Annotated in this window: 18 protein-coding genes and 1 pseudogene; 13 read left to right on the forward strand and 6 right to left on the reverse strand. The window is 60.9% G+C overall.

What is annotated here, in order from left to right; genetic code table 11:
• The first annotated feature begins 68 nt into the window (after window positions 1-68).
• A protein-coding gene (locus tag J3P86_RS24385; protein WP_434699015.1) for an IS3 family transposase occupies window positions 69-1,291 on the forward strand; the annotation gives its coding sequence in 2 pieces (ribosomal slippage) (window positions 69-420 and window positions 420-1,291; 1,224 coding nt in all).
• A 153-nt stretch (window positions 1,292-1,444) separates the two neighbouring features.
• Here J3P86_RS24385 and J3P86_RS24390 read toward each other — a convergent pair.
• Complete coding sequence (locus J3P86_RS24390; RefSeq protein ID WP_434571351.1) at window positions 1,445-1,891, reverse strand: response regulator; 447 nt, start codon at window positions 1,889-1,891, stop codon at window positions 1,445-1,447.
• Between the two features lie 252 nt (window positions 1,892-2,143).
• Between J3P86_RS24390 and J3P86_RS24395 the strand changes: the two genes are divergently transcribed.
• The 8 genes from J3P86_RS24395 to J3P86_RS24430 all read left to right on the forward strand — a co-directional run bounded on the left by J3P86_RS24395 (window position 2,144) and on the right by J3P86_RS24430 (window position 11,501).
• Entirely contained in the window at window positions 2,144-4,084 is a 1,941-nt protein-coding gene (locus J3P86_RS24395; RefSeq protein WP_434627617.1) for a putative nucleotidyltransferase substrate binding domain-containing protein, read from the forward strand.
• On the forward strand, window positions 4,081-4,788 hold the full coding sequence (locus J3P86_RS24400) for a 3'-5' exonuclease (RefSeq protein WP_434699016.1): 708 nt from the start codon (window positions 4,081-4,083) through the stop codon (window positions 4,786-4,788). The genes J3P86_RS24395 and J3P86_RS24400 overlap by 4 nt, the downstream gene beginning before the upstream one ends.
• Before the next feature lie 209 nt (window positions 4,789-4,997).
• Window positions 4,998-5,516: an RNA polymerase sigma factor gene (locus J3P86_RS24405; protein WP_434699017.1), complete on the forward strand. Its 519-nt coding sequence runs from the start codon at window positions 4,998-5,000 to the stop codon at window positions 5,514-5,516.
• Window positions 5,513-6,493, forward strand: a complete 981-nt coding sequence (locus tag J3P86_RS24410) for a FecR domain-containing protein (protein WP_434699018.1) — start codon at window positions 5,513-5,515, stop codon at window positions 6,491-6,493. The genes J3P86_RS24405 and J3P86_RS24410 overlap by 4 nt, the downstream gene beginning before the upstream one ends.
• A 218-nt stretch (window positions 6,494-6,711) precedes the next feature.
• Window positions 6,712-9,150 carry a TonB-dependent siderophore receptor gene (locus J3P86_RS24415; RefSeq protein ID WP_434699019.1) on the forward strand — a complete coding sequence of 813 codons (2,439 nt, stop codon included), beginning with the start codon at window positions 6,712-6,714 and terminating at the stop codon, window positions 9,148-9,150.
• A gap of 218 nt (window positions 9,151-9,368) precedes the next feature.
• A complete protein-coding gene (locus J3P86_RS24420; protein WP_434699020.1) occupies window positions 9,369-10,499 on the forward strand; it encodes a PepSY-associated TM helix domain-containing protein in 1,131 nt (376 codons plus the stop codon).
• On the forward strand, window positions 10,496-10,675 hold the full coding sequence (locus J3P86_RS24425) for a hypothetical protein (protein ID WP_434571341.1): 180 nt from the start codon (window positions 10,496-10,498) through the stop codon (window positions 10,673-10,675). The genes J3P86_RS24420 and J3P86_RS24425 overlap by 4 nt, the downstream gene beginning before the upstream one ends.
• 196 nt (window positions 10,676-10,871) lie before the next feature.
• Window positions 10,872-11,501 (forward strand): glutathione S-transferase, encoded by a 630-nt coding sequence (locus J3P86_RS24430; RefSeq protein ID WP_434699021.1) that lies wholly within the window; start codon window positions 10,872-10,874, stop codon window positions 11,499-11,501.
• A 197-nt stretch (window positions 11,502-11,698) separates the two neighbouring features.
• Here J3P86_RS24430 and creD read toward each other — a convergent pair whose 3' ends face one another.
• The 4 genes from creD to J3P86_RS24450 form a co-directional block, all read right to left on the reverse strand.
• The gene (creD, locus tag J3P86_RS24435; protein ID WP_434602048.1) at window positions 11,699-13,072 is read right to left on the reverse strand and encodes a cell envelope integrity protein CreD; all 1,374 of its coding nucleotides are present in this window, start codon (window positions 13,070-13,072) and stop codon (window positions 11,699-11,701) included.
• A gap of 226 nt (window positions 13,073-13,298) precedes the next feature.
• Complete coding sequence (gene creC, locus J3P86_RS24440) at window positions 13,299-14,717, reverse strand: two-component system sensor histidine kinase CreC (RefSeq protein ID WP_434699022.1); 1,419 nt, start codon at window positions 14,715-14,717, stop codon at window positions 13,299-13,301.
• Window positions 14,717-15,397, reverse strand: coding sequence for a two-component system response regulator CreB (gene creB / locus J3P86_RS24445; RefSeq protein ID WP_305498327.1), 681 nt, complete (start codon window positions 15,395-15,397; stop codon window positions 14,717-14,719). The genes creC and creB overlap by 1 nt, the downstream gene beginning before the upstream one ends.
• Window positions 15,398-15,466: 69 nt before the next feature.
• On the reverse strand, window positions 15,467-15,973 hold the full coding sequence (locus J3P86_RS24450; protein ID WP_434627595.1) for an ATP-dependent zinc protease family protein: 507 nt from the start codon (window positions 15,971-15,973) through the stop codon (window positions 15,467-15,469).
• Window positions 15,974-16,324: 351 nt separating this feature from the next.
• Between J3P86_RS24450 and J3P86_RS24455 the strand changes: the two genes are divergently transcribed.
• Window positions 16,325-17,212, forward strand: coding sequence for an acyltransferase (locus J3P86_RS24455; protein WP_434699023.1), 888 nt, complete (start codon window positions 16,325-16,327; stop codon window positions 17,210-17,212).
• On the opposite strand, the gene J3P86_RS24460 is transcribed toward J3P86_RS24455, so the two are convergent.
• Complete coding sequence (locus J3P86_RS24460) at window positions 17,213-17,782, reverse strand: DUF2780 domain-containing protein (protein ID WP_434699024.1); 570 nt, start codon at window positions 17,780-17,782, stop codon at window positions 17,213-17,215.
• 160 nt (window positions 17,783-17,942) lie between these two features.
• Between J3P86_RS24460 and J3P86_RS24465 the strand changes: the two genes are divergently transcribed.
• The 3 genes and pseudogenes from J3P86_RS24465 to J3P86_RS24475 form a co-directional block, all read left to right on the forward strand.
• Complete coding sequence (locus J3P86_RS24465) at window positions 17,943-18,521, forward strand: hypothetical protein (protein ID WP_434699025.1); 579 nt, start codon at window positions 17,943-17,945, stop codon at window positions 18,519-18,521.
• A gap of 193 nt (window positions 18,522-18,714) precedes the next feature.
• The gene (locus tag J3P86_RS24470) at window positions 18,715-19,422 is read left to right on the forward strand and encodes a lytic polysaccharide monooxygenase auxiliary activity family 9 protein (protein ID WP_434699026.1); all 708 of its coding nucleotides are present in this window, start codon (window positions 18,715-18,717) and stop codon (window positions 19,420-19,422) included.
• A 44-nt stretch (window positions 19,423-19,466) separates the two neighbouring features.
• Window positions 19,467-20,012 (forward strand): annotated as a pseudogene (locus J3P86_RS24475) (RHS repeat-associated core domain-containing protein); the annotation flags it as partial.
• Between the last annotated feature and the right edge of the window lie 82 nt (window positions 20,013-20,094).

Genomic DNA, 20,094 nt, shown 5'->3' on the forward strand with positions numbered 1-20,094 from the left:
CTTTTTTTGCTTCTGTGTCTCGTCCTGAATAAGGTTTACACCTTCTGACCTATCCTCAGGAGGAACCAATGGAATCAGGAAAAAGGCGCAGTCAGCGTGACTACACGCTGGGCTTTAAATTGGCGGTCGTCGATCAAGTTGAAAAGGGCGAACTGAGTTATAAAGAGGCTCAACGGCGTTATGGGATTCAGGGTCGGTCGACTGTGTTGGTGTGGTTACGCAAGCATGGACGGCAGGACTGGAGTCAAGGCGCCTCCATTCGTGCCCAGAGGAACCGACCGATGGCCGAGCCAAATTTGCCGCTGACACCAGAGCAGCGAATCAAGGAGCTGGAAGAAAAGCTGGCCCTTGCCAACCAGAAAGCCCAATTTTTTGAAGCTGTCGTTGACGTGCTGAAAAACGATTACGGTGTTTCTGTCGTAAAAAAGCGATCCGGCAAGTCCTCACCCAAGGGCAAATCGAAGGCCTGAGCATTACCAGGGCTTGCCAGTTTCTAGGCATCTCTCGGCAGGCCTACTACAAGCGCAATCGAGCTTACGACGCACAAGCCAGACATACGCAAAGAGTGCTGGGATTTGTGTTGGAGACTCGTCTTGAAATGCCCCGGTTGGGCACTCGTAAGCTGCATGGCCTTATGCAAGCCGAACCTGAACTGACGCGAACGGTAGGTCGAGATCGGTTGTTCGATATCTTGCGAGACCATCGACAACTGGTCCTACGCAAACGCGCTTATCACAAGACTACCGATAGTCATCATCGCTTCCGTCGACATCCGAATCGGCTCAAACCCGGCCCTGACCAAGTCACTGCCACGGGTCCTGAACAGGTATGGGTAGCGGATATAACCTACTTGCCTACCGAACAAAGCGTCGCTTATGTGAGCCTGGTCACTGATGCGTTTTCGCGCAAAATAGTCGGCCATCATGTGCATGAAAGCCTGCATACCGAGTCAGTCATCCAGGCAATGACCAAAGCCCTTCGGCATCGAAGAAGCAATCAGCCGCTGGTACATCACTCTGATCGGGGCTCGCAATACTGCTCTGATCTCTACCAGAGGCTGCATGCCAAGCACGGCATCAAATGCTCGATGACTGATGGCTATGACTGCTACCAGAACGCCCTAGCGGAACGGGTGAATGGGATTCTGAAAACGGAGTTTCTTTTACACCGTCCCAAAGACCTTGCCCAAGCCAAGCGCATGGTCGAGGAGTCGATAGAAATTTATAACCGTAAGCGACCTCATTTGTCTCTGAAATACAAAACGCCCGATGCGGTCCATCGGGCGCTTTGAGATGAAACAGGTGTAAACCTATTTCAGGACTAGACACTGTGTGAGCGAGCTTGCTCGCGACAGCGGTGTGACAGTCAATAAGGCGGTGAGTGTCAGTCCGCATCGCGAGCAAGCTCGCTCCCACATTTGAATTGCGCCGGTCCTCGGCACACCTCAGAGATCCATCCCCAGCTCATGCTTGACCAGCCCCAGCAGCTTGTCGGTGTCGATCGGCTTTAACAGGAAATCCACCACACTGAGATGCATCGCCTCGATGGCGTCCTTCACGTCGGCATCGCCCGACACAATGATGATCGGCAGCGCCGCCCGCTCCGACTCGCGTACCAGGCGCACCAGCTCCAGGCCATCGACATTGCCCATGCGCAGGTCGGTGATCAGCAGGCCGATGGCGGGCTTGGTTTCCAGCATCCTGAGTGCGGTTTCACCACTGGCGGCGGTCATGCAGCGTATGCCGTCCAATGCCAGGATTTCCGACAGCAGCTCACGGGCGTCCTTGTCGTCATCGACTATCAGGACTCGCTGCGGCGGCAGGTCGGGTTCCAGCATGACGGCACTCAGCGCCTCGCGCTCGGCGTCACTCAAAATATCGTGGTCGGACATGATGCTCTCTACGTTCTCGAATCGATCCCCTGGCACAGTGGTCAGACATCGTTCTGCGGCGCTTCAATGTGCACTTCGTCGGATTTTTTTCCAAGTGCATTCCAAGAAGAATTTTTCGACGCAAGGCGTGGGAGTTTTCCTTGGATTCGCTCCCATTGCCGCGACCTAGACTTACGTCCAATGGGCACCCTGCGCTCAGGGGCCGACCATGGGGAACAGATCCGACCACAACAATTCGAAAAAGACTGCGTAATGGTTATGAAAAAAGCGGACGCCTTCATCCAGGCAGGGAAAACCGCGGTGTTGCAGAACATCCAGGGTACGTTGCAGTTTCTTCAGCGTTTCCCCCCGTTCAACCAGATGGAAAATGCCCACCTGGCCTACCTGGTCGAACAATGCCTGCTGCGTTTTTATGCCCCGGGCGAAACCATCATCAAGCCGGCCGACGGTCCGGTTGAGCACTTCTACATCGTCAAGCAAGGCCGGGTAGTGGGCGAGCGACCGCACTCGGCCAAGGGCGGCACCGAGACCACCTTCGAGATCACCACCGGCGAGTGCTTCCCCCTCGCGGCCCTGTTGGGTGAGCGAGCGACCCGCACCGAGCACCGGGCCGGCGAGGACACTTTCTGCCTGCAGTTGAACAAACTGGCCTTCATCAAGCTGTTCGCCCTGTCCGGCCCGTTTCGCGATTTCGCCTTGCGCGGGGTCAGCAGCCTGCTCGATCAGGTCAACCAGCAAGTGCAGCAGAAATCCGCGCAGACCCTGGGCACGCAATATTCCCTCAATACCCGCCTGGGCGAGCTGGCAATGCGTCACCCGGTCAGTTGCAGCCCCGAAACGCCGTTGCGCGAAGCCGTCAAGCTGATGCATGAGCAGCAAGTCGGCAGCATCGTGGTGGTGGACGAACACAAGGCGCCGGTCGGGATCTTCACCCTGCGCGATCTGCGTCAGGTCGTGGCCGACGGTACCGGGGATTTTTCCGGGGCGATCACCATGCACATGACCCAGGCACCGTTTTTCCTGTCGCCTGACCACAGCGCCTTCGATGCGGCCATCGCCATGACCGAGCGCCACATTGCCCACGTCTGCCTGGTCAAGGACCAGCGCTTGTGTGGCGTGGTCTCGGAGCGGGACCTGTTTTCCCTGCAGCGCGTCGACCTGGTGCACCTGGCCCGGACGATCCGCAACGCCCCCAGGATCGAGAACCTGGTGACCTTGCGCGGCGAGATCGGTCAACTGGTGGAACGCATGCTGGCCCATGGTGCGTCATCGACCCAGATCACCCACATCATCACCCTGCTCAACGACCACACCGTATGCCGGGTCATCGAGCTGACCCTCGCCGAGAAGGGCGACCCGGGCGTTGCGTTCAGCTGGCTGTGCTTTGGCAGCGAAGGCCGCCGCGAGCAGACCCTGCACACCGACCAGGACAACGGCATCCTGTTCGAAGCCCGGGACGCTGCCCATGCGGCGCAGATCCGTGGCCTGCTGCTGCCCATCGCCCAGCAGATCAACCAGAGCCTGGCCTTGTGCGGCTTCACGTTGTGCAAGGGCAACATCATGGCCGGCAACCCCGAGTTGTGCCTGTCCCGCGCCGAATGGGCACGCCGCTTCGCGGCCTTTGTCCGTGAGGCCACCCCGGAGAACCTGCTGGGTTCGAGCATCTATTTCGATTTGCGGGTGGTGTGGGGCGACGAGCAAGGCTGCGAGCAGTTGCGCCGGCAGATCCTCGATCAGGTGGCCGACAATCGCCTGTTCCAACGCATGCTGGCCGAGAACGCGCTTCGCCATCGCCCGCCCGTTGGCCGCTTCAGGGATTTTGTGTTGAGCCGCAAGAACGGCGAGAAGGCGACGCTCGACCTCAAAGTACAAGGCCTGACCCCGTTCGTCGACGGCGCCCGCCTGCTCGCGCTGGCCAACGGCATCGAGGCCAACAATACTCTGGAGCGCTTGCGGCAACTGGTCGTCAAGGAGGTGATCGAGCCGCTGGACGGCGCGGCTTATGAAGAGGCCTATCACTTCATCCAGCAGACACGCATGCAACAGCATCAACTGCAAACGCGGGAGAACCAGCCCTATTCCAACCGCGTCGACCCGGACAGCCTCAACCACTTGGACCGGCGCATCCTGCGTGAATCCCTGCGCCAGGCCCAACGCCTGCAGAGCAGCCTGACCGTGAGGTACCAGCTGTGAGTCTGTTTTCCTGGTTGCGCCCGGTCCAGCCGATGCTCTCGGACGCATTGCAGCAGCGCCTGAACAATCTGCCCGCCGCCGCGCCATTGACGGAGCGCAGCCTGCGGGAGCAACGGTGGGTGGTGGTCGACCTGGAAACCACCGGCCTCAACCTGAACAAGGATCAGGTGCTGTCCATCGGTGCGGTCGTCATTGAAGACGGCGCCATCGACTTCAGCCAGCAGTTCGAGCGGACCTTGCAATGCGACAAGCAGAAGCTCGGGCCAAGCGTACTGATCCATGGCCTGGCACCCAGTGCCATCGCCGCCGGCAGCGACCCGGCCGAAGCGCTGGTGGCATTCATGGAGTTCGTCGGCGACAGCCCGTTGCTGGCGTTCCATGCGCCGTTCGATTCGCACATGCTCGGACGCGCCATGAAAGATCATCTGGGCTGCCGACTGCTGCATCCGTTCCTGGACGTGGCTGACCTGGCCCCGATGCTTTGCCCGCAAGCCAATCTGCGCAAGTCAGGCCTGGACGAGTGGATCGACTGGTTCAAGCTGCAAGTCTTCGAGCGCCACAACGCCAGCGCCGACGCCCTCGCCACTGCGGAACTGGCGCTGATCCTGTTCAGCCGCGCCCGCCAGCAGGACATCTACAACGCGCTCGACCTGCAACAGCGCCTGGGGCAGTGGAAACGGCGGCAGCAGGCGCCTTCGCTTTAATTGAAGCAACAAGGCTTTTGTGGGAGCGAGCCTGCTCGCGAAAGCAGTTTGTCAGCCGGCATCAATGTATTGGATGGACCGCTTTCGCGAGCAGGCTCGCTCCCACAGGAGTGCACAGTTTTATCCCGACCAGCGCCAATTGCTTTCCAGCCCCCGCCTCTGCCACAATCGCGAACAATTCTCGTTACTTAATGCGTCGGTGATGCTCCGTGTCGTCAGTTCCTACTCCTAACGGTGATCTGGTTGGTGCGTTGTACCGCGACCATCGCGGCTGGCTATTGGCATGGCTACAGCGCAACGTGGCATGTCCACAGCGGGCGGAAGACCTGAGCCAGGACACCTTCGTGCGGCTGCTGGGGCGTGACGGGTTGCAGCCACCGCGCGAGCCCCGGGCGTTTCTGCTGGCGATCGCCAAAGGCCTGCTGTTTGATTATTTCCGCAGGGCCGCGCTGGAGCAGGCTTACCTGACCGAACTGATGCTGATTCCCGAGGCTGAGCAACCTTCGATAGAAGAGCAGCAGATGATCCTCGAAGACCTCAGGAACATCGACCGTCTGCTTGGCAAACTGTCGAGCAAGGCGCGTGCGGCCTTCCTCTATAACCGCCTCGACGGCCTCGGCCATGCTGAAATCGCCGAGCGCCTGGGAGTTTCGGTGCCGCGGGTGCGCCAATACCTGGCCCAAGGCGTGCGGCAGTGCTACATCGCCCTTTACGGTGAGCCGACATGACCATGGCCTCTTCCAAGCCAGTGTCGGCGCGGGTGTTGGACGCGGCCATCGCCTGGCAATTGTCCCTGGACTCAGGCAATGGCAGCCCTCAGGAGCGTGAAGCCTTCGCTCAATGGCACGCCGCCGATGAGGAGCATGCACGCGCCTGGCAACAGCTGGGCATGCTCGACCAGCGTTTCAGCGTCGCCAGCGGCCCGGCGCGTGCGGCGCTGCTGCAATCGCGGGTCAGCATCCGGCGGCGGGTACGCAAGATCGGCAGCGGCCTGGCCAGCGTCGTCGCGGTCATTGGCCTGGCGCTGTTCGCTGGCGAGCGTTACCTGCCGCTGGATTATTGGCTGGCCGACCAGCGCACCGCCACCGGTGAACAGCGCACGTTGCGCCTGGCCGACGGCACCCTGATCAACCTCAACACTCACAGCGCGTTGGATGTGCGTTTCGACGACAAGCAGCGGCGCGTCATCCTGCAGGAAGGCGAGATCCTGGTGGAAACCGGCCACAACGATCCGCGCCCGTTCATCGTCGAGACTCGCGAGGGCAGCATGCGCGCCCTGGGCACGCGCTTTCTGGTCAGGCTCGAAGACGAAGGTACACGCCTGAGCGTATTGAAATCCGCGGTGGCCGCGCATCCGCAAGCGACCGCCGAGGAGCAGATTCTGCGCGAAGGCCAGCAGGTGCTGATGCGCCGCGACGGCCTCGGTCCAACCTTGGCCCTGAGCCCCGGCGCCGATGCCTGGACTCGCGGCATGCTGGTGGTGGACAACGCGCGGCTCGAAGACCTGGTCCGTGAGTTGGCGCGCTATCGGCGCGGCTACCTCGGCGTCGAGCCCAAGGTGGCGGACCTGCGCATTACCGGCAGTTTCCCGCTGCATGACACCAACCTGGCGTTGACCGCTTTGCTGCCGACCTTGCCGGTGCAGGTCGAGCATCACACGCGTTGGTGGGTGGTGGTGGCGCCGCGGGTCGAGGCCAAGCGCTAGAGAATGTTGCGTCTCTGAGGCGGCCTTCGCGAGCAGGCTCGCTCCCACCAGGCAATGCGAACCCCTGTGGGAGCGAGCCTGCTCGCGAAGAGGCCAGTTGCATCACCACCCAACCGCTCGCAATCTGAATCTAAATTATTTTCATCCACCCCTATCACTTTTCGGTTTTCATCCGGCACACAGGCAATTGAGAAATATTTCCATTCAGGAGCCGCCGTATGTCCCGCCCGCTAGACACCCTGTTGCGTCCCAGCCTGTTGGCCGTCGCCATCGCCTTCGCCACCCCGCTGGCCAGCGGTCCGCTGCTGGCCGCCGAGCAGGCGTCCAACGTGCGCGCCTACAACCTGCCCGCCGCGCCATTGGCCAGCACCCTGAACCAGATCGCCAGCCAGGCCGGCCTTGCCCTGAGCCTGAACCCGGCGCTGGCTTCGGGTAAAACCTCGGCGCCGGTCCAAGGCCAGTTCGACGCCACCGGTGCGCTGCGTGAAGCCTTGCGCGGCACCGGCCTGCAACTGGAACAAAGCAGCGCCGGCACCTACAGCCTGGTGGCCGTGCCGGAGGGTGTCATGGTGCTGCCGGAAACCAGCGTGATCGGCGCCGGCGTCAGCGAAACCGCCTGGGGCCCGACCGAAGGCTATGCGGTCACCCGCACCGCCGCCGGCACCAAGACCGACACGCCGATCGTCGAACTGCCGCGCTCGGTCTCGGTGGTCACGCGCCAGCAGATGGACGACCGCTCCGTGCTCAACCTCAACGATGCCCTGCGCTACACCGCCGGCGTGCAGAGCAGCGGCTACGGTTCGGATTCGCGCAATGACTGGCTGCTGGTGCGCGGCTTCGTACCGACCCAGTTCCTCGATGGCCTGCCGCTGCCCAAGGGCAACTACATCACACCGAAGATCGAGCCGTGGAACCTCGAGCGCATCGCCGTGCTTCGAGGCCCGGCGTCGTCGGTCTACGGCCAGACGCCACCCGGCGGCATGCTCGACATGGTCAGTCGTCGCCCGCAAGCCGAGAGCAGCAATGAAGTGGAGTTGCAGGCCGGCAGCCACGAGCACAAGCAGATCAACTTCGACAGCACCGGCAAGGTCGACGACGAAGGCCAGTTCCTCTACCGGCTCAGCGGTACCGTGCGCGACAGTAACTCCCAGATCGATCACATCCCGGACAAGCGCTACAACATCGCCCCGAGCCTGACCTGGAACATCAACGACGACACCCGCCTGACATTCCTGTCGCAATACACCCGCGATGACACCGGCATCACCGGGCAATTCCTGCCCCTGCAAGGCACCAAGCTGTCGTCGCCGGCGGGCAAGATTTCCCATCACAAGAACCTCGGTGATCCAGATTGGGAATTCTACGACCGCACCTACTACGCGCTCGGTTATGCCTTTGAACACCGCCTGAACGACACCTGGCAGTTCCGCCAGAACCTGCGCTACACCAAGAGCGACCTGGAAACCCAGGGCATCTCCGCCGGTGGCCAATTCTGGCCAGATGGCCCGGACCAATCGGTGGACGCCGACGGCAACGTCAAGCGCAGCGCCAGCGTGATCGACGAAGACATCAGCCAGTTCGCCGTGGACAACAACTTCCAGGCCGACTTCCAGACGGGTGATCTGAGCCACACCTTGTTACTGGGCCTGGATCACCAGCGCTCGAACAGCAATTCGCGTTGGGATTGGGGTTCGACTGGCGTGCCGACCAGCAATATCAACAACCCGACCTACGGACAGGATTTTTCCAACGTCCAGTACTTCACGATGTATGACTACAACCAGAAGACCAACCAGACCGGCCTGTACTTCCAGGACCAGATTGCCCTGGACAAGTGGCGCCTGACCCTTGGTGGTCGTGAAGACTGGATTCACACCGGCACCGTGTTCCACAACCAGAACAATGTCACCAACACCCAGCGCGACAAGAAATTCAGCGGCAACGCAGCGTTGAGCTACGTCTTCGATAACGGTGTGACGCCCTACGTTTCCTTCGCTCAGTCGTTCCAGGCGGCGGCGGGTTCAACCGTCAACAGCACCGAAGCCTTCAAGCCGACGGAAGGCGAACAGTACGAAGCGGGTATCAAGTACCAGCCACCCGGCACCAAGACCTTGTTAACGGCAGCGGTGTTCGACCTGACCCAGAAAAATAACTCCGTCACCGAAAACAACGTCACCCGCCAGGTCGGTGAGGTCCAGGTGCGCGGCCTTGAGCTGGAAGCCTCGGGCGACGTTACCGACAACCTGAAGCTGGTCGGTTCCTATACCTACAACGACAGCGAAATCACCAAGGGCACCGCGGCCGAAGAAGGCAAGCGCATGGCCCAGGTTCCGCGTAACCAGGCCACCGCATGGGCTGACTACACCTGGCACAACGGCTCGCTGGACGGGTTCGGCGTGGGTGCCGGCGTGCGTTATGTCGGCGACACCTACGGCAACACCACCAACACCGATTGGGGGCATGTCGGCTCCTATACGGTGTATGACGCCTCGGCCCATTACGACCTGGGCCGTTTGAACAAGACCCTCAAGGGCGTCACCGTGGCGGTGGACGCGAAAAACATCTTCAACAAGGAATACCTGTCCACCTGTGACGGCTTCTATTGCTACTACGGAGACCAACGCAACGTCGTCGCCAGCGTGAATTACAAATGGTAAACGGTTAGCATTTGCAAAACCTTTTAGAAGGTCGCCTGTCGCTGAGGTCGATCAGCTGGATGAAATCCCTGTGGGAGCGAGCCTGCTCGCGAAAGCGCAGTGCCAGACGACGTCAATGCTGACTGTCGCGCCGCCTTCGCGAGCAGGCTCGCTCCCACCGGTTTCGCAGCTTGACTGACCGCTTCAGCCATCGTGGCCCTTTTGCATTCGGATCGATCATGAAAAGCAAAACCATTCGCCGCTGGTCCTTTGTCCACACCTGGAGCAGCCTGATCTGTACGGTGTTCCTGCTGATGCTGGCAATCACCGGGCTGCCGCTGATTTTCCATCATGAAATCGAGCATCTGTTGGGCGATGCCCCGCAGCTGCGGGAAATGCCGGCCGGCACGCCGCCGTTGGATCTTCAACAACTGGTGGAAAAAGCCAAGGCTCATCGTCCGGGTGAAGTGGTCCAGTATTTCGGCTGGGACGAAGACGACCCCAACGGCGTGATCACCATCATGGCGCCGACACCGGGCACCGAACCCAATTCATCCCATACCTTCATGCTCGACGCGCGCACCGGCGAAGCCCTGGAGATGCCTTCGGCCAACGGCGGTTTCATGATGATCATGCTGCGCCTGCATGTGGACATGTTCGCCGGGCTGCCGGGCAAGTTGCTGCTGGCGTTCATGGGGTTTCTGTTCGTGATTGCCATCGTCTCCGGCGTGGTGCTGTACTTGCCGTTCATGCGGCGCCTGAACTTCGGCACGGTGCGCCAGGACAAATCCACCCGCCTGCGCTGGCTCGACCTGCACAACCTGATCGGCGTCGTCACCCTGGTCTGGGCGCTGACCGTGGGCGTGACCGGCGTGATTGCCGCCTGCGCCGACCTGATCATCGCCGCGTGGCGCAACGACAGCCTCAGCGCGATGGTCGAGCCGTACCGCAACGCCCCGCCACTGACGCAACTGGCCCCGGCGACCCGCCTGCTCGACATTGCCAAGGAAGTCGCGCCGGGCATGGAGCCCAGCTTCATCGCCTTCCCCGGCACGCTGTTTTCCAGCGAGCATCACTACAGCGTGTTCATGAAGGGCGACACCCACCTGACCTCACACCTGCTCACCCCGGTCCTGATCGACGCCAGCACCCTGGACGTCACCGCCGTGGCCGAGCGGCCGTGGTACATGGACATGATGAGCCTGTCCCTGCCGCTGCATTTCGGCGACTACGGTGGCCGGCCAATGCAGATTTTCTGGGCAACCCTGGATGTGCTGACGATCATCGTCCTGGGCAGTGGCGTTTATCTGTGGGTGGTGCGACGTAAAGCCGCCAAGCGCGCGACTGTCGGCGCGGAGGTTGCCCCGTGAGGCCTCGGCAGTCGAATTTCTGGAAGGTGTTTGGTATTCCCGTAGTGATCGGCGCATTGAGCGCGGCGGGGCTGTTCAGCGCATTGCTCGGTGACGGCGCCTGGGATGCGCTGAGCTGGGTTGGATTGGGAATCCCGACCGTGCTTGGGGCCTGGGGCTTGATCAAACGCGGATAACCCCAGCGCGGCAAAGAACCTGTGGGAGCGAGCTTGCTCGCGATAGCGGAAGTTCAGTTGCATTGATGTTGACTGACACGCCGCCATCGCGAGCAAGCTCGCTCCCACAGTGGAATACACCTATCGATTCGTTACTCGCCAGCAGACCCGCAACTGTCTAGGCTAAGCCCAGCCCGCCCAATCGAGGATGTTCTGCATGTCCACCCCCAGCATGACCCTGTTCCACAACCCCGCTTCGCCCTTCGTTCGTAAGGTCCTGGTGCTGCTGCACGAAACCGGACAGCAGGATCGCGTCGCCTTGCAGCTCAGCCAACTCACGCCGGTCAAGCCGGACCAAGCACTGATCCATGACAATCCGTTGAGCAAGATTCCGGCCCTGCGCCTGGCCAACGGGACGGTGATCCACGACAGCCGCGTCATCCTCGACTACCTCGACCACCAACACGTCGGCAACCCGCTGATCCCGCGCGAGGGCGCCGCGCGCTGGCGGCGCCTGACCCTGGCCTCCATGGCCGACGGGATCATGGACGCGGCGGTGATGATCCGCTACGAGACAGCCCTGCGTCCTGTGGAAAAACACTGGGACGAATGGCTCGATGCGCAGCGGGACAAGATTCGTCGCGCCCTCGCCACGCTCGAATCCGAGGCGATTGCAGAACTGGCCAGCCATTTCGACGTCGCGTCCATCAGCGTGGCCTGCGCCCTGGGTTACCTGGACCTGCGCCATGCCGACCTGGAATGGCGCGAGAACAATCCGCAGCTGGCGGCGTGGTTTTCCGAGGTCAGTTTGCGGCCTTCGATGGCCGAGACGGTGCCCCGGGTCTAAAACTGCCTTGGCTCACCGGCCTCTTCGTCGGAACGCCGCTCGGAGCAGGCTCGCTCCCACATTTGATTGTGTTGCTCTCTTGTGGGAGCGAGCCTGCTCGCGAAGGCCGCGCACCGGATCCAAAGGAAACAACCCGACAATTCGCATCACCAGCATTTCCCCCACCCGCTGGTCCTCCCGCAACCCCAACGACCGGCTCATTTCACCTCTCCCAGATCAAAACTCATCGCAGCCGCCGGCTTCGCGCCCACTCCGTACCAATCCAGCTTGCGGGTCAGCACCATGAACACGCCCAGCAGGCCGAACAGCAGCAGCGAGCCCATCAACAGCGCGTAGTCTTCGGCGCTCAACAGGCCATAAAGCAGTCCGTACAAACCCGCCAACCCCGCTGAAAATCCCAGGCCGTGGCTCACGCTGCGCAGCACATGGCAGACGTAGAAGCCAATCAGCACCACACAGGCACTGGCCGATACCAGGTACGCCAGGGTGAAGCCGATGTGCTCCGACAGCGACAACAGCAGCAGGTAGAAGAACGCCAGCGCCACGCCGACCAATGCGTACTGGACCGGGTGCACCGCGAGGCTCTTGAGCACTTCGAAGAGGAAGAACCCGGCGAAGGTCAGCGCGATGAACAGCAGCGCATATTTGATCGCCCGGTCGCTCTTCAGGTACTGGTCCACCGGATCGACGAAACTTACACCGAACGCACGACTGCGGAACGCTTCGCAACCATCGCTGGGATCGCAGGCTTGCAGCGTTTCCAAAAGGTTGGTGGAGAAAAACGAGGTCTGCCAGTCGGCATTGAAGCCCTGCTCATTGATCTCGCGATTGACCGGCAGGTAATTGCCGATGAAGCTCGGGTGCGGCCAATCGGCGGACAGGTGCACCTTGGTGGACTTGCCCACCGGCAGGATCTGCAGCTCGCCGGTGCCTTGCAGGCGCAGGTCGAAACCGAAGGTCAGTTCGGGGCTGCCCTGGGCGGTGATCATCGGCAACGGCACGTGTACGCCCTGCCCCAGCCAGCCAAGCCGCGAACCGGGAAGGAAATCGACCGTCTGCTGGTTCAGCGTCAGGGTCAATGCATTCTCGATGCCACGAATATCGCTGATGCCGACGCTCAGGTACGGCTCGTCAAAGCGGTAGTCGGCGAAATCCTTCGGGGCGACGCCATAACGTTCCGGCACTTTGAAGCGGCCATCGATCCGGTTGTCGGCATGAAACAAGCGCGCTTCGTAGATGCCCCGGGCACGTGTTTCGGTGCGGATCTGGCCGTCGAGCTCAAATTGCTCCGGGAGGAAATACAACTCGCCCGTTTGCTCGACGGTTTCGAGGAAGCGCACGCCGGTCTTCTCGTTGGTATTCCAGACCTTCACGTCCTTGCGAAACGGCACCACGATCATCGGGCCGATCAACTGCTGGCTGTGGCTGGAACTGCGGGCGATGTCCTGCAACACCCCATCGCGCAGCTCCTGGCGCTCATCGATAAGGCCGTTGATCATCAACAGCGGGATCATCAGCAAGAGAATCAAGAGGGCGATCATGCCCAGTTTTATGGCGAGGCTGCGGTTCATGTGGGGCTCTCCCTGTTCGAATGAGGGAGAGTCTGGCGCGGCTGTGTGGGCGGTTTATGAGGGGAATGTGGAGATTGTGTGGAGACAGGCCCGACGGCAACTGAACTGTGGGAGCGAGCCTGCTCGCGATAGCGGACTGTCTGGGCGACGATGTTGGATGTGCCACTGTCTTCGCGAGCAAGCTCGCTCCCACAAGTGCCTGCTTTTTCAGATGGATTTTGTGGTGTCAGGGCAACCGCAGCACCACTTCCACCCCACCCTCGACATTACCGATGCCAAATTCCCCCCCATGCAACTGCACCACTTCCTCGACAAAGTTGAGCCCCAGGCCTGTGCTCTTGCGCCCGGTGCCAGGGCGCGGCAAGGAATAGAACCGCTCGCTCAGGCGCGGTAGTGCGTAGTCGGGAATCGGCTCGGCCTGGTTGAAAAGACGGATCTCGACGCGGCTGCCCAGGCGCTCGGCTCTGATGCGCAACAAGCCTTCGACAGGGGTGAAGTCCAAGGCATTTTCCAGCAAGTTGCCCAGGGCCTGGCGCAACAGGAAGGCCTCCCCGGTCAGCGTCAGATCAGCGGCGATGTATCGCTCTATGCGCAATTGACGGCTTTCGATCCAGCCGCCGCGAGCCTCCAGCAATTCATCGACCAACGCCGCCAACGGCACCGCGACAATATCCTCCAACCCCTGGCGCTGCTCGACCTGGGCCAGGTTGAGCAGGCGCTCGATCAATTGCTGCATGCGCACGCTTTCGCTGTCGATGTTGCTGACAAAGCGCTGGTGCTGGGCGGCGGGCATGTCGCTCTGCAGCAGCTCGGCGGCGCCGCGAATCGCGGCCAGCGGACTCTTCAGTTCATGAGTCAAGGTGTGCACATAACGCTCGACGTAGGCCTTGCCTTCGAGCTGGGTGCGCATGTGTTCGACGGCGCCCGCCAGTTGCTCGAATTCGCCGCCGCGATAATGCGGCACTTCCACCCGCCGCCCCTGGCTGACCGCCTGGGCATAACGAGTCAACCGACGCAAAGCCGCGCTGAGCCACCAGGACAGCAAGGCGCCCAGCAACAGGCCCAGGCCGATCAACCCGGCACCGTACGCCAGCAGGCGCCGCTCCGTGCGGTCGATGTAAGGTTGCAACGAGCTGTTGGGCTTGGCCACCGTGACCACGCCGATGATCCTTCCGTTGTCCCGGATCGGGGCCCCGACATGCATCACCGAAGATGCCGGGTCGCTCGGATCGTTGCGGGTCGAACGAGCGCCGTAATGGCCGCGCAGGGTCAGGTAGACGTCGTTCCACCGCGAATAATCCTGGCCCACCGCCACGCCACTGGAATCGAGCACGACGATGCCATTGGCATCGGTGACGTAGATGCGATGGTTGACCTGGTTTTTTGGCAATCCCCAGATCGTCGCCGCCGGCTGGCGTTCGCCATAGGACCTGAGCAATTGCGGCCAGCGGTTCTGGCTGAGCGTCCCGGCCTTGAAATCGTCCCGCAGGATTTCGGCCATCAGGTTGGCCGTGTCCACCAGGGTTTCCTCGGTGGACTGGCGCACACCGGGACGGATCTCTTCCATCACCGTGTTAAGCACGAAATACCCGGCCAGGCCGATGAACAGCACGTAGGCCAGGAAAATCCGGATACCCAGCGACATCAGCTGTGGCCCGGGCTGTAGCTGTAGCCAAGGCCCCGGTGGGTCTGGATCGGTTCGGCCTCGGCCCGGACCAGGCGCAACTTGGCGCGCAGGCTCTTGATGTGGCTGTCGATGCTGCGCTCGTAGCCGGCATCGCTGGCCACGCCCAGGGCATCGAGCAATTGCTCGCGACTGAAGACCCGCTCAGGCTGCTCCAGCAGGCAGTTCAACAGGCGAAACTCATGACGAGTGAGGTTCAACGGCTTGCCGCGATAGCTGATCTGCACGCGCTCGCTGTCCACTTGGAACAACGCCGAACCCGCTTCCGCGAAAGGCCGCGGCGCCACGCGCTTGAGAATCGCGCGAACCCTGGCGGCAACTTCGCGGGGGCTGAAGGGCTTGACCACGTAATCATCAGCGCCAATCTCCAGGCCAACCACCCGGTCGATCTCGCCATCCCGAGCCGTAAGAAAAATTACCGGAACGTCGCTGAAACGTCTGAGATTCTTGCACGTCTCGAAACCGCTGATATCCGGCAGGCCCACGTCGAGAATAATCAGGTCCGCCGGAGTCTTCTGCTGATGCTCCAGGGCCGCGGCTCCCAGGCTCAACCAAGTGGTGTCAAAGCCCTCGCCCTGCAGCGCAAACACCAGCGTATCAGCGATGGCGGCTTCGTCTTCGACAATCAGAATATGAGGCATGGCGACCGGGCCCGACAGTAAAGTTGCCGGAACGGTGCCCCAAGCCTCGGGGCACGTCAATCGGGGAAATCAACAGTCCGGTTTATCCACCGTAAACCGCCGCGCCGGGTTCACCGCCGCGTCGAACTCACGCAAGGCCTTGGCACCGATCAGCAGCGGGTAGTTGAAACTGCTGCGGTCGGTCAGGTTGACCTCGACAGTGCGCTTGACGTTACCCAGGCACATTTCCAGTTCCACCACCGGACGCTTGCTGGGGGCGACCTTTTCGTCGTCGTCCTCGTCCTCTTCGGAACGGGTCTTGATCTTGCTGATGCGGGCGATCTTGTGTTCGTAGATCTTGTTGCTCGCGTCCTTGGTCGCCAGGCGGAAACGTACCCAGTCATCGCCGTCACGGGTGAACGTCTCGATGTCCTTGGCCGACAGCGAGGCGGTCAATGCGCCGGTGTCCATCTTGGCCTTGAGCACTTCGCCACCGATTTCCGGCAGCGCGATGTATTCGTAGCGCCCATAGAGGGTCGGTTCGGCGGCAAGCACGGGGAGGGCCACCAGGGAAAGCAGGGCTAAAACGGATTTCATGTAAGGGGCTTCCGTTGTGGGAGTGGGATTTTAGACCGTGGCCGATGAATTCGTTCGGTTGCCTTCGAGACCAAGGGTTGAGACAAAACCCAGCAAAGCACTCCATTGTGGCGAGGGGATTTATCCCCGTTGGGTTGCGAAGCAGCCCCAAAAACAGCCAACCCGAACTATCTGGTACACCGAGATGTAAGCTCTCAGGGGGCGCTTCGCGCCCAGCGGGGATAAATCCCCTCGCCACAAAAAGCCGACCCAGTTTAGCCAAGCCCAAGTGAAACTTTCGTCCAGGCCGATTTGGCCTGCCGCTCGAAGCTGCTTATCATGGCCCGCCCAACCCGTTTGCAAGAGTCATCTATGCGCCGCCTGCTCACCGGCTGTTTCGTCACCCTGCTGCTATTGCTCAATACCCTGGTGCTGTTCGGGCCGCTGATGGTGTTTGCATTGCTCAAGCTGGTCCTGCCCGGGCGTCTCCGCGATTACGCCTCGTGGGCGGTGATGTGGATTGCCGAGACCTGGGCCGAGATCGACAAGCTGATATTTGCCTGGTGCATCCCCACCCGCTGGGACATTCGCGGCGGTGAAGGCCTGCGCAGCGACACCTCGTACCTGGTGATCAGCAATCACCAGTCATGGGTGGATATCCCCGCCCTGGTCCAGACCCTCAACCGACGCACGCCGTTCTTCAAATTCTTTCTCAAGAAAGAGCTGATCTGGGTGCCGTTCCTGGGGCTGGCGTGGTGGGCATTGGATTACCCTTTCATGAAGCGCTACACCAAGGCGTTCCTGGCAAAGAATCCGGAGCTGGCCGGCAAGGATCTGGAAATCACCAAGGCCGCCTGCGAGCTGTTCAAGCGTCAGCCAGTCACCGTGGTGAATTATCTCGAAGGCACGCGCTTCACCGCCGCCAAAAGCCAACAGCAGCAATCGCCCTTCAGTCATCTGCTCAAGCCCAAGGCCGGTGGCGTGGCGTTTGTGCTGGCGGCGATGGGCGAGCAGCTGGATGCGATCCTCGACGTGACGGTGGTTTATCCGCAGCAGCGCATCCCCGGGTTCTGGGACTTGATCAGCGGCGCGGTGCCCAGGGTCATCGTCGACATCCAGACCCGCGAACTGGACCCGGCGCTGTGGCAAGGCGATTACGAAAACGACCCAGTGTTTCGCCAGCATGTGCAGGACTGGGTCAACCAGCTCTGGCATGAAAAGGACCAGCGCATTGCTCAGCTGCGCAACGAGAGCGCCTGATCAGATACCGGCGCCGGCGCCCCAGATACCGCCCAGGTTCTGCAACAGCGAACTGGCGACGCCCTGTTGGCCGAGGTACTGCAAGATGATCGGGGCAAACTGGCCGATCATGCCGCTGTCCATGCCCAGCGCGCTGAAGGCATTGTTCAGGTCGCCGGTGTCCTTGACGTTACCGAGCAAGCCGTCGAGCAAGGCGTTTTTGTCCGACCCGCCGCCCAGCAAGCCACCCAGGCCGTTAAGGCCACCGATGGCACTGTTCCCGGCGATCTGATCGAGCCCCGGCACACTTTTGCTCAGCTCGGCGAACTGCGCCTCGCCGAGCTGGTTCCTGGCCAGTCCGAGCATCGCCCCGGCACCGCCCACGGCTTGCTCCGGCGTGATCTGGAGTTCCGAGCCGAGGGTATTGAGCAACCCGGCGGCTTTCGGCGCAGCCGCTACCGCCCCCTCCTGCTGGTTGCCCTGAATGGCCGAGATCACGCTTGTCGCATCAGCGAGGCTGAACTGTGCGAAGGCCGGGCCGGCTGCCAACGAGAGCAGGCAAGACAGTGCAAAACCGCGTGAAACCTTCATCGGGACATCCTCTGGAACATGAAAAAGCCGCCCGGAAAGGGGCGGCGCAAAGTCGAGCGTTGGACTGGGATAGCCGGGGTTTGTTCAACACCGCGCTTGCCGCGTGCAGCAATAGCCTGCCATCGAATACAGTGCAGCCTTCTTTCAGCAGAGTAACGCCATGAACGTACAAATCGGTGGAGGCGCCCTCGCGGTCATTCTGACGGGCATGCTCATCGCCTTCGGCGTCAGCGAGTGCCAGCGCGGCCCGTTGAACCCGGAACTTGCCGACGACGTCAGCGAAGCGCAAAAGACCTGGCTGACCATCGAGCACCGCATCAAGCGTTATGATCCAGCCCTGACGCAGGTCACGCGAGACCAGCAGGCCCTGAGCGTTTTCTACCGCCCCGCCACGCCCATCGAGGCGGGCGAGGATTGGGCGCCGGACATGCTGCGCGTCGTCGGCCACGGCCTGGCGGCGCTGAATGGCGCGCCAGGAGGAAAGGTGTATACCCAAGTGACCGTGAAAGCGCGAATGCTTGCCGATGATGACGTCGAACTGATGTATGACATGCCGGGGTTCGATGCCATCAAGACCCAACAGGATGGCTACTTCAACTTCGCCAGCATGCCGCGCAGCCTGTCATTCAGTCCGGCCGCCCTGGCGCAGATCAAGGACGATTGCCGTGGCATGAACGCGCAGGCGTTCTATTCGCAATTTTGCCAGCGGGTCGGCGAGGCCATAACGAGCCAACCCTGAACGCGGCCATGCCGCATGCTCCGGTTTTTTTGATGCAGTACTGTCAACTCTGACAGTAGGCAGCAGTTCAACCCGGTCCTAAGCTCGGATCGTCGAAGGTAAAGACCTTGGCAGATACCGTTCCTTTGCGCTGAAAACAGCCCGGACGTCGTGTTCGAAATAAAGGAATTTTCTCTAGAAAAAGGAATTTACAATGAAATATTCCAGCCTAGCCCTGAGCTGCATTCTTCTGTCCAGCATCGGTTTGATCAGTTGCACTGATGTCAAAACCCCGTCCAAGAGCCCAGAGATAAAACACGGTACCTCGCAGATGCCGCCGTCTCGCCAGTACTATTGCTGGGATCAGCAGGACTTCAACAATGGCAGCGCAAACATCAAGAACGCTGCGTGCCGGGCAGCCTTTACAGCGGCAGGCGACGCCGACTGGGAACGCGCCCGTCTGTTCAACGACTGGAACGCCTACTCGCAAAACATCCCCGAAGGCACCAAGCCGGAAGACGTCGCTCCCGATGGGAAACTCTGTTCCGCCGGTCAGGATCGCTTCGACAGTATCAACCTCAAAAGCGCTGCCTGGCACACCACTGATCTGGACGTGAAGGACGGCCGCGTGCAGCTCACTTATGTGGCCAGCCAGATGCATGATCCCAGCGAATTCAAGGTTTACCTGACCGACCCGGACAACCTCAACTGGGCCGCGCTGAAGCAGTCTCCTGACGTCAAGGTGAGACTTGCCCCGGACACGAAAGGACCGGGCACCTATTACCTGGACGTTCAATTACCAGCAGGCTATGTCACGGACAGCAAGTCAGTGATCTTCATTATGTGGCAACGCCATGAAGACCCTGCCCGCGAGACATTCTTCAGTTGCAGCGATGTGGTGCTGGTGAACGCGAAAGGTTAGCGATTGATTGTTTGCTTCGCTCATCTCACCTAATGGTCGACTCCATGCCGAAGAATCAGGGCCCGCTACTCTGCCACTACCACTACGATCCGCTGGACCGCTTGGCCGACTGCATGGTAGCGGACCAGGTCGGCATCCGACGCTTCTACCTGAAAGACCGGCTGAGCACCGAGATTCAGGGGCCGGTCCAACATTCGGTCGTGCAGCACGACGATCAGTTGCTGGCCCAGCAGCAGCGGAAAAATGAAATCAGCACAACCACCTTGCTCGCCACCGATCATCAGCGTTCGGTTTTACAAACGTTCGATGCAGCACAACCTCAGCGCCTTGCCTACACGGCCATGGCCATCGTCCTCAGGAAGTTGGCCCTCCAAGCCTGCTCGGCTTCAACGGCGAACGAGCGGATCCGGTGACCGGACACTATCTGCTGGGCAATGGTTATCGGGCGTTCAATCCGGTGTTGATGCGGTTCAATAGTCCGGACAGTTTGAGTCCGTTTGGGGCGGGGGGTTGAACGTCTACGCGTATTGCGCCGGGACCCGCTAAACAGGACAGACAAAACTGGACACGCACCGGGATTTTTTGCGTGGGTAATGAAGTCGAACTACCTGCCAAGTTAAGAGGAAAGATCAGAAAGAAAGACGGTGATGCTGCATGCTTTCCACCGTCAGC

It is taken from the genome of Pseudomonas sp. D1-1 (genome assembly GCF_051132225.1).
Classification (GTDB): Bacteria; Pseudomonadota; Gammaproteobacteria; order Pseudomonadales; family Pseudomonadaceae; genus Aquipseudomonas.

Excerpts from the sequence above, each read along its gene's own strand:
- J3P86_RS24390 (WP_434571351.1), bottom strand. The coding sequence starts at position 1,891 with ATGTCCGACCACGATATTTTGAGTGACGCCGAGCGCGAGGCGCTGAGT.
- J3P86_RS24395 (WP_434627617.1), top strand. The coding sequence starts at position 2,144 with ATGGTTATGAAAAAAGCGGACGCCTTCATCCAGGCAGGGAAAACCGCG.
- J3P86_RS24410 (WP_434699018.1), top strand. The coding sequence starts at position 5,513 with ATGACCATGGCCTCTTCCAAGCCAGTGTCGGCGCGGGTGTTGGACGCG.
- J3P86_RS24415 (WP_434699019.1), top strand. The coding sequence starts at position 6,712 with ATGTCCCGCCCGCTAGACACCCTGTTGCGTCCCAGCCTGTTGGCCGTC.
- J3P86_RS24420 (WP_434699020.1), top strand. The coding sequence starts at position 9,369 with ATGAAAAGCAAAACCATTCGCCGCTGGTCCTTTGTCCACACCTGGAGC.
- J3P86_RS24430 (WP_434699021.1), top strand. The coding sequence starts at position 10,872 with ATGTCCACCCCCAGCATGACCCTGTTCCACAACCCCGCTTCGCCCTTC.
- creD (WP_434602048.1), bottom strand. The coding sequence starts at position 13,072 with ATGAACCGCAGCCTCGCCATAAAACTGGGCATGATCGCCCTCTTGATT.
- creC (WP_434699022.1), bottom strand. The coding sequence starts at position 14,717 with ATGTCGCTGGGTATCCGGATTTTCCTGGCCTACGTGCTGTTCATCGGC.
- creB (WP_305498327.1), bottom strand. The coding sequence starts at position 15,397 with ATGCCTCATATTCTGATTGTCGAAGACGAAGCCGCCATCGCTGATACG.
- J3P86_RS24450 (WP_434627595.1), bottom strand. The coding sequence starts at position 15,973 with ATGAAATCCGTTTTAGCCCTGCTTTCCCTGGTGGCCCTCCCCGTGCTT.
- J3P86_RS24455 (WP_434699023.1), top strand. The coding sequence starts at position 16,325 with ATGCGCCGCCTGCTCACCGGCTGTTTCGTCACCCTGCTGCTATTGCTC.
- J3P86_RS24460 (WP_434699024.1), bottom strand. The coding sequence starts at position 17,782 with ATGAAGGTTTCACGCGGTTTTGCACTGTCTTGCCTGCTCTCGTTGGCA.
- J3P86_RS24465 (WP_434699025.1), top strand. The coding sequence starts at position 17,943 with ATGAACGTACAAATCGGTGGAGGCGCCCTCGCGGTCATTCTGACGGGC.
- J3P86_RS24470 (WP_434699026.1), top strand. The coding sequence starts at position 18,715 with ATGAAATATTCCAGCCTAGCCCTGAGCTGCATTCTTCTGTCCAGCATC.